Origin of the sequence: Streptomyces humi, from assembly GCF_001005085.2 — a bacterium.
Taxonomy (GTDB): domain Bacteria; phylum Actinomycetota; class Actinomycetes; order Streptomycetales; family Streptomycetaceae; genus Streptomyces; species Streptomyces humi.
The window spans coordinates 194,542-205,996 of the sequence record NZ_LBMU02000040.1; the positions used below are offsets into that span (position 1 = coordinate 194,542).

Genomic DNA, 11,455 nt, shown 5'->3' on the forward strand with positions numbered 1-11,455 from the left:
GGAGACACGCGTGTGCCCCGGCCGTCCGTGACGGCCGGGGCACCCGTCGGTGCGGGGCGGCGGCGCGTCAGCCGCGGGCCGCCTTCCGGCGCCGCGTCGCGACGACGATCGCGCCGCCGCCGGCCAGCAGCACGGCCGCGCCGGCGGCGAGGTAGCCGGTGCTGGAGCTGGCACCGGTGTGGGCGAGGTCGCCGCCACGGCCGGAGTCGGTGCTCGGCGCGGGCGCCGGGGTGGTGCTCGACTCGGACGCGGAGGGCGTCGGGGTCGCGGTACCGGTCGAGGAGCTTTCCGAGGGTGCCGGGGTGGTGGTCTCCGCGGCCGGGGTGGACGGCTCGGCCGGGGTGGACTCCGACTCCGAGGGCGCCGGGGCGGACGGGGACGGCGACGGGGACTCGCTCGTCGAGCAGTCCTTCGTACCGCCGTTCCAGGACGCGATCAGCTTGTCCTTGATGACCGCGTGGTCCGGGCCGGCCGGCAGGTCCCCGTGCTCGAAGCCGTCGTTGGCGCCCTTGTCGCCGTCGAACTTGACGGCACCCCGGTAGAGGTCGATCTGCGCGAAGCAGCCGGCGTCCGGAACCGAGATGTCGAGGGAGTCGGTCTGGCCCTGCTTGACCGTCACCGAGTCGAAGTCGACGAAGATCTGCTGCCCGGAGGTGGCGAAGGTGGGGCCGTGGGCGATGTAGGAGGCGAGCGAGGCGGTGCAGCTCGCGGCGCCACCGGCGGCGCGGACCTTGATGTGCACCTTGCCGTCGTCGGTGACCTTCAGGTTCTGGTCGTCGACCTTCACCGAGTCGAAGAAGTTCGAGCCGTCGACCGAGAACTGGCACTTGTCGGTGCCGGTCTCCGTGCCGGCCCCGGTGCCGGGGCTGTAGTGGCCGCCGGAGTTCCAGCCGTCGCCGCCGGGGGCACCGCCGTGGGCCCAGGCGCCGGACGCGCCCGCGACGGTGGCGGCACACAGGGCGAACGACGCGACGCCCGTCCCCAGCAGGCGGCGCGCGGTGACATGGCTGGCTATGGACATGGATATCCCATCGTGCGGAAGTCAGCGGATGCGGAGTGCGGCGAAGAAACACGGGGCTCATTGGTCACATGCGCCACGGTGTGCGGCCCATGGTGGTTGGCCCCGCCGAATGCTGTCAACCTGCCCTGAAGCAAGGTCCGTTCGGAGACCATCACAACTCCCTCACACAGGGAACGATCCGCTCCGGCCGGTGTGAAGGTTCGCTTTCGCGGCAATATGGACAGGCTTCCAGTCGGTGCCCCCGCCGGGTCCCGCCGTCCGGGTCCCGCCGTCCGGGTCCCGCCGTCCGGTCTCTTCGTCCGGGTCTCTTCGTCCGAAAGGAACAAGCGTGGTCGACCTCTCCTCCAGGAACCCCGACTGGTGGCGTCAGGCCGTGATCTACCAGGTGTATCCGCGCAGCTTCGCCGACGCGGACGGCGACGGACTCGGTGACCTCAAGGGCGTCACGGAGCGGCTGTCCCATCTGGCCGCGCTCGGTGTGGACGCCCTGTGGCTCAGCCCGTTCTACCCGTCCGAGCTCGCCGACGGCGGCTACGACGTCGCCGACCACCGGGACGTCGACCCGCGCCTCGGCACCCTCGACGACTTCGACGCGATGACCGCCGAGGCGCACCGGCTGGGCCTGAAGGTGATCGTCGACGTCGTCCCCAACCACACCTCGCATCTGCACCCCTGGTTCCAGGCGGCGCTGCGGGCCGGTCCGGGCTCCCCGGCCCGGGACCGGTACGTGTTCCGGCCCGGCCGTGGCAGGCGCGGTGAACTCCCGCCCTCCGACTGGCAGTCGGTGTTCGGCGGCAGCGCCTGGCAGCGGGTCCCGGACGGCGAGTGGTACCTGCATCTCTTCGCCCCCGAACAGCCCGACCTGAACTGGGAGCACGAGGAGGTCCGCGCCGACTTCCGCACCACCCTGCGCTTCTGGTCGGACCGGGGCGTCGACGGCTTCCGGATCGACGTGGCCCACGCCCTGGTGAAGGACCTCGCCGAGCCGCTGCGGGACGTGTCCGAGTTCGGGTCGACCGGCGAGGAGGCGCTGGAGCGGGTGCCGCCCGGCACCCACCCATACTGGGACCGGGACGAGGTGCACGAGATCTACCGAGACTGGCGCAAGATCTTCGACGCCTACAGCCCGCCCCGCACGGCCGTCGCCGAGGCCTGGGTGCCCGGCGCCCGCCGCGCTCTCTACGCCCGCCCCGACGAACTGGGCCAGGCCTTCAACTTCGAGTATCTGCAAGCTCCCTGGGATGCCGACGCGCTGCGTCAGGTGATCGCGGACTCGCTGGCCACCGCGGGCGCGGCCGGCGCCTCCGCCACCTGGGTGCTGTCCAACCACGACGTCGTACGGCACGCCTCCCGGCTGGTGCTGCCGCCCGGCACCGACGAGAACGCCTGGCTGCTGTCCGGCGGCCACGCCCCGCGGACCGATGCCGCGCACGGGCTGCGCCGCGCCCGTGCCGCCACGCTCCTCATGCTGGCGCTGCCCGGCTCGTCGTACGTCTACCAGGGCGAGGAACTCGGGCTGCCCGAGGTCGCCGACCTGCCCACGGCCGTCCTCCAGGACCCGATCTGGGAACAGACGGGCCATGTCCGCAAGGGCCGGGACGGCTGCCGGGTACCGCTGCCGTGGACGACGGGCGGACCGTCGTACGGCTTCGGGACGGCCGGCGCCTGGCTGCCGCAGCCGGAGTGGTTCGGGTCGTACGCCGTCGAGGCGCAGGCCGGTGCGGAGGGCTCCACCCTGGAGCTCTACCGCACCGCGCTGCGGCTGCGCCGCAAGCTGCTCGACGGCGAGACGCTGACCTGGGCCGAGGCGCCCGAGGGTGTGCTGCACTTCGCCCGGTCGGACGGCTGGCGGTGCGTCACCAACGTGTCGCACGTGCCGGTGCCGCTGCCGCCGGGCGAAGTGCTGCTCGCCAGCGTGCCGTTGCCGCTGGACGGCACGCTGCCGCCCGACACCACGGTGTGGCTGGGCGCCTGACTCAGCCTGCGGTGGGACTGGGGGTCCCGCCGTTGCCGACCCCGGCGCCGCTGCCCGTGAAGCCCGGCTCGCCCGGCAGCGCCGGCGGCTTCGTCGTGCTGTTGACCGGCGGGGTGAGCACGACCTGCGGCTGGCCCGGGTCCGGCGGCGGCGGGGTCAGGTCGGTGGCGGGCAGCTTCGGCGCGGTCGTCTCCTGGAAGAGGACCGAGGGGAAGTCGACCAGGCCGGTCTGCTCCATCACCGTGATGTGGTCGAGGACCGTGGCGTTGGCCTGGTCGGCGAGGGTGCGCACCAGGGTGTTCTCGGTGGTGGAGCGGATCTTCGCGATGGTGTTGAAGATCGAGCCGTGCGTCACGCGCAGGATGTTGGCGAAGTCGGTGTCGAACTTCTTCCCGCTGTCCGCGGTCAGGGTGCTGACGAAGCCCTGCTGCTGCGGCGAGGCCACGTTGGGGATGGCGATGTTGAGCATCTGGCTGATCTTGCGGCAGCTGATGTCCAGCGCCGCGTGGCCGTCGATCAGGTGCTTGCTCGCGGTGATGACCGCCGGGGTCGTGCCCTTCTTCAGCCCGAGCTGGCCCACCGGGTACTCCCAGAGACCGGCCGCGCGCACCTTCACCACGAAGTCGCGGTCGCCCTCGGTCAGCGGCCCCCACTGGGTGTTGGCGATGACTCTGGTGGTCGCGCTGGACGTGGTGTTGACGCCCAGCATGCTCGGGTAGGCGAGTGCCGCGAGGGTCAGGCTCAGGGCACCTCCCACGAAGAGAGTGCCTGTCGCGTTACGCGAAAAGGGCATCGGAGCCTCCGGCCCGGTCGGGGGTCCCGCGTGCCGCGGGGTCGGACGCAGAGAAGTACGGACAGGAAAGCGTTCGGAACCTTTTGGTTTGGCAAAGAACTTGTGAGGCCTTCCTCGGCCGGACCCGCCACCTGGCCATGTCTTCGCCAGCGGACGGTGATGATTTCCCCTGATCTATGTGGCCATGACAAAGCGGGCGGCAGGCTTCGCCGCATGCCCCCACACTCCTCGCCCCGAGTTCCCCGGCTGCCCAACGGCGCGGCTCCGCGGGGTCCGGCGACGCTCCCCGTGCTCCCCTACCGCAAGCCCACCAGGGGCCGTGACTACTGGGTGTTCGACGACGTCCTGCCGGACGTGGACGCCGTACGGGAACGGTGCCTGGCCAAGGACGACTGGGTCCAGGGCTACCCGTATACCGCGGAGACCTGGCCCGGCCTGCGCACCATGCCCGGTCTGGAGCCCGCCGAACTGGACGTCGTGGAAGCGCTGGTGCGGCAGGCCACCGGCGCCGGGAAGCTGTGGGTGCAGCAGGCGCCCGGCGGCGGCACCCTCAACCACAACTGCGTCCAGGTGGTGGGCGAGGGGGAGAGCGAGCCGCGCCCGCACACGGACTCGCGTGCGCTGTGCCGGTACGCGGCGGTGCTGTACCTCAACCCCGGAGTGGCGAAGGACTGCGGCACCGCGTTCTACCGCCAGTCACTGCCCGGCGGCCGGCTCGGCGGCAACATCGTGCAGGCCCCGCACAACAACCTCGTCGAGGCCCTCGGTACGCGGTTCGTGCCGGGCGACCACTTCGAGGAGGACGTGCGCGTCCCGCACAGGTACAACCGGCTGCTCCTCTACAACGCCAACCTCGTGCACAGCGCGACCGGTTACGCCGGGAAGACGCTGGAGGAGAAGCGGATGACGGCGGTGTTCTTCTGGATGGCGTGAGCGGCCGCGTCCGCGACGGCGGGCTGTGACGGCAGGCTGTGCGGCGGTCCGTGACGGCGGTTCGTAACAGCGGGCGTGACACGACCACGACGGGTCCGTGACGGCGATCTCCGAACTTCCCTCCAGGGGCTCGCATCGAAAGGGGTGTCCGGCAGAGAGCCGGGGAGATCACCACCGCTGGGGACACCATGCCGAAGCAGCTTCGCGACCGCCGTACGAACGTCCGCAAGAACGCCGTCGCCGTGACCGGCGCCGCCGCGCTGCTGGCGCTGCTGACCGCGTGCAACGGCACCGCGAGCGGCTCCGTCAGCGCGGACGGCGGCAAGGCCGCCCCGGTCGCGGGCGACTCCACGACGGCGGACGGTTCGAGCGGAGGTTCGAGTGGCGGTTCGAGTGGCGGTTCGACCGCCGGCTCGGGTTCCGGGAGCAGCGGGAGCGGGAGCGCCTCCGGGTCGTCCGCCTCCGGCGGTTCGTCCGCTTCCGGGGGCAGCTCCTCCGGGGGTTCCGCCGCCGGCTCGGTGCCCGTCTGCCAGTCCTCCCAGCTCTCCTACTCCTGGGCCGACCCCGGCAGCGGCACGGGCCAGCAGAAGCACGCGGTCGTGGCGTTCACCAACAAGAGCGGCCACACCTGCACGATGTACGGCTTCCCCGGCGTCGACCTGGTCAACAGCGGTCAGAAGTGGTCGCTCCAGCGCACCAGCGCCACCCCCCACCGGGTCACCCTGGCCAACGGCGCCTCCACCAACTTCACGATCACCTTCCTGGTGCCGGCACAGGGCGACTCCGGCACGTTCACGCCGACCACGGTCGTCGTCACCGCGCCGAACCAGCGCACCTCGTTCGACCTGCCCTGGCACGGCGGTGCCGTGGTGCTCCAGGACGGCGCGACCCACCCCGGGACGTACATCGGCCCCGTCGGCGAATGACCACGGCGCGCCCTCGGTTCACGGCGCGTCGCGCACGCACCGGAAGCCGGTGTGGCCGGTGGAGCTGTCGGGGGTGTTGGCGGTGCGGGCGGCGACCCGGTAGCGGTTGCAGTAGGAGGCGTGGCAGAGGTGGGAGCCGCCCCGGATGACGCGGCCGGCGGACCACCTGTCGGCGCACCACTCCCAGACGTTGCCCGAGGTGTTGTGGAGGCCGTACCCGTTGGGCGCGAAGGCGTCGACGGGGGCGGTGCCCCGGTAGCCGTCGGCGGCGGTGTTGCGGGTGGGGAAGGTGCCGCGCCAGATGTTGCACCGGTACTCCCCGTCCGGGTCCAGCTCGTCCCCCCACGGATAGCGGGCCTGCTCCAGACCGCCGCGGGCCGCGTACTCCCACTCCGCCTCGGTGGGCAGCCGCTTGCCGGCCCAGGAGGCGTAGGCGGCGGCGTCGTACCAGGAGACGTGGACGACGGGGTGGTCACCCAGCCCGTCCAGGCCGCTGCCGGGACCGGCCGGTTCGTGCCAGGCGGCCCCCGCGACCGCGCACCACCAGGGGGTCCCCGGCGGCCGGGGCGCGCCCCGGCGCAGTGCGGCGGGCAGGAACCCGGCGAAGACGTACGACCAGCCCAGCCGCTCGGCGTCGGTGACGTACCCGGTGTCGGCGACGAACGCGGCGTACTCGTCGTTGCGCACGGCACAGACGTCGATCAGGAACGGCGGCACCCGCACGGACCGTACCGGTCCCTCGCCGTCCGCCGGGAACCCGTCGGCGTCCTCGGTCCCCATCAGGAACGCGCCACCGGGGAGGGCGACCATGCCCCGAACGCCCCGCGCGGGGCTGCCCGGACCGGGCAGCGACCGGGTCGAGGGCCGGGCCACGGCCGGAACGGAGGGCGCGCAGCAGGCGGACGCCGACGGGTTGGTCTCCATGCCCGGAGTCTCCCGCAACCACCTGTGCCGGGCCCCGACGCCGGCCCCGGCACCCCACCACCCGTGTCCGCGCGGCGACGGGGCCACCCGCACGGCCCCCTTGCGGGTCCGCCCGCCGACGGAGGGCTGCGCGCTCCGGGTCCCGTGTCCGCGCGGTGGTCGGGGCCACCCGCACGCCCCCTTGCGAGTCTGCGCGGCGACGGAGGGCTGCGCGCTTCGGGTCCCGTGTCCGCGCGGCGACGGGGGCAGCCGCACGGCCCCCTTGCGGGTCCGCCCGCCGACGGAGGGCTGCGCGCTTCGGGTCCCGTGTCCGCGCGGCGACGGGGGCAGCCGCACGCCCCAGCACCCGAGTCCGCCCCTCGGCGGGGGACGCTCCGGGTCCCGTGTCCGTGCGGTGGTCGGGCTGCGGGCTCCGGGGGCTGTGGGTGGCCGGTGGGAAGGGGGTTCGTGGGTCGTGCCGGGTGGCGGTGGTGCGGTGCGGGCGGTCGGTGTGCCGACGTCGGGGCGCGGCCCGGCCGGTGATAATCGGGCCATGGTCCGATCTTGCCCGGCCGCCGGACGCCCGCACGGGACCCCGGTCGCCGCCCCGTGAACCTCGCCGAACCGTACTCCCGCCTGCTGCCCGACGTGCTGTCGGCCGGTGCCGCGTACCCCCTCGCCCTGACCGGAGACCACGCGGCCGTGGCCCACGGTCTGTTCGACCGCCCCGGCCGGACCGTGGACGTCGCGACGCAGCACCCGGCGCCCATGCGGATGATCGTCGGCACGGTGACGGCGGCCCTGCGCGAACACGGCTGGCAGGTCGTCGTCCGTGAGACCGACCCGCTCTCCGCCCGGCTCCTCGTCACCGACGCGGTCGCCGGGGACGAGAGCGAGGTCGACATCCTCAAGGAGGCACTCTGGCATCCGCCGGTCCGGACCGAACTCGGCCTGACCCTGGCCCTGGAGGACGTGGTCGGCATGCGGGTGTGGGCCCTGACCGACCGCGGTCTGCCCCGGGACCTGCTGATCGTGCGCGCCGCGGCGGACCGCTGGTCCCTCCCCGATCTGGAGGACCTGGGCCACCGTCATGCCCGGGACACCTTCGACCTCGCCGACCTCCAGTCCCGCCTGACCGGCACGGAGTGGATCGACGACCGGGAGTTCGCGGTCCTCGGCCTGGACGACCGGGCGATCACCGAACTGCGCCACTGGGCCCAGGCCTGGGCGGACGACATCGCGGAACGCCTGATCGAGGGCCGGCCGCCGGAGGACTGACGTGTGAAGTCGGGCGGCGCGCGGTACGGAGCTAGGTGCAGGCCGCCCTAGTCGTCAGGAGTCACGTCGTGAGCAGTGTCGCCATCGTGGGAGCCGGGCCGGGGCTGGGGGCCGCCGTCGCCCGGCGGTTCGGGCGGGAGGGGTACGCGGTCGCGCTCGTCGCCCGGGACGGCGGCCGGCTCGGGGTGCTCACCCGTGAGCTCGCCGGGCTCGGCATCGACGCCCGGGGGTACTCCGCCGACGTGCGGGACCCGGCCGCCCTCGCGGCGGCGCTCGCGCGGGCCGGTGAGGAACTGGGGACCGTCGAGGTCCTCCAGTACAGCCCGGTGCCGCAGGCCGACTTCATGCGGCCGGTGCTGGAGACCACCCACGCCGATCTGCTCGGGCCGGTCGAGTTCTCGGTGTACGGGCCCGTCGCCGCCGTGCAGCAGGTGCTGCCGGGGATGCGGGAACTGGGCCGGGGGACCATCTTGTTCGTCAACGGGGGGACCGCCGTCATCCCGCATCCGGACCGGGCCGGGACCTCCATCGCCTTCGCCGCCGAGAGCGCGTACGGACACCTCCTGCACGACCGGCTCGCCGGCGAGGGGATCCACGTGGGGCAGCTGGTCATCCCCGGGGCGATCGTGACCGGGCACGAGCGGAAGGACCCGGCCGTTCTCGCCGAGACGCTCTGGGCGATGCACCGCGACCGCCACGGATTCCGCCACTACGCCGACGACCTGGAAAGCTGACCCCCTCCCGCGTCCCCCGCGCTCCTCGGCCCCCTTGCCCGTCCCCCCTCAGCCCCTCCCCATACGCCCGTCCTGCCCCATCGTCGTGCCTTTTAGGCGGATCTGCGCGAACATCATTTGTGGGTCAAAATGGTTTTCGGCCTGATTGCTCCCCGCAGGGAGCCGGCGATGGCTAAAGGGGGCCAGCGATGGCTGTGGAAATTCCTCCGCTCGTCAAACCCTCCCGGCTCAGAAGCCGTGGAGGCCTGCTCGGTGAGTGCCTGGCAGAGTTTCTCGGGACCTTCGTGCTGATCTCGTTCGGCTGCGGGGTCGTGGCCATGGCGGTCGCGGCGCTGCCCGGGTCCGGGCGTGCCGCGACGCCCACGACGATCTTCCTCGCCGCCGGCGACTGGCTCCTGATCACCTGGGGCTGGGCGCTGGCCGTCACCTTCGGCATCTACGTGGCGGGTGGCGTCAGCGGCGCCCACCTGAACCCGGCGGTGACCCTCGCGTTCGCCGTCCGGCGCAGGTTCCCCTGGGCCAAGGTGGTGCCGTTCTGGGTGTCGCAGGTGCTCGGCGCGCTCGCCGGCGCCGCGCTGGTCTACCTCGTGTACCACGACGCGATCAACGCCTTCGACGCCATTTCCAAACCGCCCAAGGTCAACGGCCACACCGAGGCCACCTTCTCGATCTTCGCCACCTTCCCGGCGCCGTACTTCCACGGCGGGACCTGGGGGCCGCTGATCGACCAGATCGTCGGTACCGCCTTCCTGGTCATGTTCGTCGTCGCGGTCATCGACCTGCGCAACACGGCGGTGGGGTCCAACCTCGGCCCGTTCGTCATCGGCCTCGCCGTCGCCGCCATCGGCATGTCCTACGGCGCGAACGCCGGCTACGCCATCAACCCCGCCCGCGACTTCGGGCCGCGGCTGCTCACCTGGTTCGCCGGGTGGAAGAGCCTCGCGTTCCCGGGGGACGGGGCCTGGTTCAGCGGCTACTGGTGGATCCCGATCGTCGGTCCGCTGATCGGCGGTGTGATCGGCGTGCTGCTCTACGACCTGTTCATCGGTGACGTCCTGCACGCCCGGCTCAAGCTGGGCGAGTTGCCGGAGCCCGGCCGCACCCGGCCCACCACGGACGAGAACTGACCGTCGGGGCGGTGCCTAGGGCTGCGGATCCCCCGGTTCCCCGGCCTGCCTGCCCAGGCGCTCCACCAGTCGCTGTGCCTTGGTGACCCCCGTTTCGATCTGGTCGGCGTACTTGCCGTCGGTCCGTTCGTCGACCAGGTCGCCGGCCTTCTCCAGGCCGCTGTCGAGGACATCCCCGTGCTGTCGGGCGATGTCCTCGGCCTTGTCCTTCGCCTTGTCCGCCAGGTCCTTGAGTCCGTCGAGTCCATCGAACATGTGGTCATCGTCGCCAGTGCGGGCCGCCGCTGACAAGACCGCACGGAACGGCGCCCGGGGTGCCCGGCGGGGCGCGGAAGGGGCGCCCCGTGACGGACTCGCGCGGTCACGGGTGAAGTACGGTCACGAGGCTGATCCCGCATCCGGACCCGACGGGCGAGCGGCCCATCACCCCCTGGAGAGACGCCATGAACACCAGCCCCCTCCTGACCGGCCTGAGCGAGCGGCTGCCCAAGCTGCGCGCGCTCTACGAGGACGTGCACGCGCACCCGGAGCTGTCGTTCCGGGAGGAGCGGACCGCGGCGCTGGTCGCGAACCGGCTCCGGGAGCAGGGCTGGGAGGTCACCGAGGGGGTCGGCGGCACCGGCGTGGTGGGCGTGCTGGCCAACGGGGACGGTCCGGTCGTACTGCTGCGCGCCGACATGGACGCGCTGCCGGTCACCGAGGAGACCGGGCTGCCGAACGCATCGCGGAACGACGGGGTGATGCACGCGTGCGGGCACGACATGCACGTGGCATGGCTGCTGGGGGCGGCCGGGCAGCTGGCCGCGGTCCGGGACGGGTGGCGCGGGACGGTGGTCGCGGTGTTCCAGCCGGCCGAGGAGGTGGGCGGGGCGCCCAAGATGCTCGCGGACGGGTTCGCCGACCGGTTCCCGCGGCCGGACGTGTGCCTGGCCCAGCATGTGGCGGGCGCGCCGGCCGGTCTCGTCGGGACCAGGGCGGGGGCGTTGATGGCGGGCGCCGACAGCCTGCGGGTCACGCTGTTCGGGCGGGGCGGGCACGGGTCCACGCCGGAGGCGACCGTCGACCCGGTGGTGCTGGCCGCCGCCGTGGTGCTGCGGCTCCAGACCGTCGTCTCCCGGGAGGTGGCCGCGGGCCAGCAGGCCGTCGTCACGGTCGGCTCGATCCACGGCGGGACCAAGGAGAACATCATCCCGGACAGCGTCGAGCTGAAGATCAACATAAGGTCCACCACGGCGGCCGTACGGGAACGGGTGCTGGCGGCCGTCGAGCGGATCGTGCGGGCCGAGGCGGCCGCCTCCGCCGCGCCGCGGGAGCCGGAGATCGTGCCCATCGACTCCTTCCCGGTCACCCACAACGACCCGGAGGCGACCGAAGCCGTCCAGGCCGCGCTGGACGCCGAATTCCCGGGTCTCACCTTCGAGTTGACCTCACCGGTCCCCAACAGCGAGGACTTCGGCGCCTTCGGTACGGCCCTGGGCGTGCCCTCGGTCTTCTGGTTCGTCGGCGGCGCCGACCTCGCGCTCTACGCGGACGTCGACCTGGAGGCCCTGGTCCGCGACGGCATCCCGCCGCAGATCCCTTCCAACCACTCCCCGCACTTCGCCCCCGTCCAGGAGCCGACGATCGAGACGGGCATCCGAGCGCTCCTCGCAGCAGCCGCCCACTGGCTGACCCCCTGAACCCCGCCCCCTGAACCCCGACCCCTGATCCTCGATCCCTGATCACCGACCCCTGAGCCTTGGCCCCTGAACCCCGACCCCTGAAC

The 11,455-nt window shown here is 72.7% G+C and carries 11 protein-coding genes; 7 read left to right on the top strand and 4 right to left on the bottom strand.

What is annotated here, in order from left to right; all coding sequences use genetic code 11:
- Positions 1-67 precede the first annotated feature (67 nt).
- The gene (locus AAW13_RS19315; protein ID WP_046727708.1) at positions 68-1,021 is read right to left on the bottom strand and encodes an LAETG motif-containing sortase-dependent surface protein; all 954 of its coding nucleotides are present in this window, start codon (positions 1,019-1,021) and stop codon (positions 68-70) included.
- A gap of 328 nt (positions 1,022-1,349) precedes the next feature.
- On the opposite strand from AAW13_RS19315, the gene AAW13_RS19320 reads away from it, so the two are divergent.
- Positions 1,350-2,996 (top strand): glycoside hydrolase family 13 protein, encoded by a 1,647-nt coding sequence (locus AAW13_RS19320; protein ID WP_046727709.1) that lies wholly within the window; start codon positions 1,350-1,352, stop codon positions 2,994-2,996.
- A 1-nt stretch (position 2,997) separates the two neighbouring features.
- Here the strand turns inward: AAW13_RS19320 and AAW13_RS19325 are convergent, their stop codons facing one another.
- Positions 2,998-3,789, bottom strand: a complete 792-nt coding sequence (locus AAW13_RS19325; RefSeq protein WP_206306235.1) for a DUF4142 domain-containing protein — start codon at positions 3,787-3,789, stop codon at positions 2,998-3,000.
- A 213-nt stretch (positions 3,790-4,002) separates the two neighbouring features.
- Here AAW13_RS19325 and AAW13_RS19330 point away from each other — a divergent pair, with 213 nt between their 5' ends.
- Complete coding sequence (locus AAW13_RS19330; RefSeq protein ID WP_240528652.1) at positions 4,003-4,722, top strand: DUF6445 family protein; 720 nt, start codon at positions 4,003-4,005, stop codon at positions 4,720-4,722.
- Between the two features lie 188 nt (positions 4,723-4,910).
- Positions 4,911-5,648: a DUF4232 domain-containing protein gene (locus AAW13_RS19335; RefSeq protein ID WP_046727712.1), complete on the top strand. Its 738-nt coding sequence runs from the start codon at positions 4,911-4,913 to the stop codon at positions 5,646-5,648.
- A gap of 18 nt (positions 5,649-5,666) precedes the next feature.
- Here AAW13_RS19335 and AAW13_RS19340 read toward each other — a convergent pair whose 3' ends face one another.
- Positions 5,667-6,572 (bottom strand): formylglycine-generating enzyme family protein, encoded by a 906-nt coding sequence (locus AAW13_RS19340; RefSeq protein ID WP_052768475.1) that lies wholly within the window; start codon positions 6,570-6,572, stop codon positions 5,667-5,669.
- Between the two features lie 588 nt (positions 6,573-7,160).
- Between AAW13_RS19340 and AAW13_RS19345 the strand changes: the two genes are divergently transcribed.
- The 3 genes from AAW13_RS19345 to AAW13_RS19355 all read left to right on the top strand — a co-directional run bounded on the left by AAW13_RS19345 (position 7,161) and on the right by AAW13_RS19355 (position 9,690).
- Positions 7,161-7,829: a hypothetical protein gene (locus AAW13_RS19345; RefSeq protein WP_046727713.1), complete on the top strand. Its 669-nt coding sequence runs from the start codon at positions 7,161-7,163 to the stop codon at positions 7,827-7,829.
- Positions 7,830-7,897: 68 nt separating this feature from the next.
- Entirely contained in the window at positions 7,898-8,563 is a 666-nt protein-coding gene (locus AAW13_RS19350) for an SDR family NAD(P)-dependent oxidoreductase (RefSeq protein WP_046727714.1), read from the top strand.
- 188 nt (positions 8,564-8,751) lie between these two features.
- A complete protein-coding gene (locus AAW13_RS19355; protein WP_046727715.1) occupies positions 8,752-9,690 on the top strand; it encodes an MIP/aquaporin family protein in 939 nt (312 codons plus the stop codon).
- Positions 9,691-9,705: 15 nt separating this feature from the next.
- On the opposite strand, the gene AAW13_RS19360 is transcribed toward AAW13_RS19355, so the two are convergent.
- Positions 9,706-9,945, bottom strand: a complete 240-nt coding sequence (locus tag AAW13_RS19360; RefSeq protein ID WP_046727716.1) for an antitoxin — start codon at positions 9,943-9,945, stop codon at positions 9,706-9,708.
- Between the two features lie 188 nt (positions 9,946-10,133).
- Between AAW13_RS19360 and AAW13_RS19365 the strand changes: the two genes are divergently transcribed.
- Positions 10,134-11,369 (top strand): amidohydrolase, encoded by a 1,236-nt coding sequence (locus AAW13_RS19365; protein WP_046727717.1) that lies wholly within the window; start codon positions 10,134-10,136, stop codon positions 11,367-11,369.
- Positions 11,370-11,455: the final 86 nt, after the last annotated feature.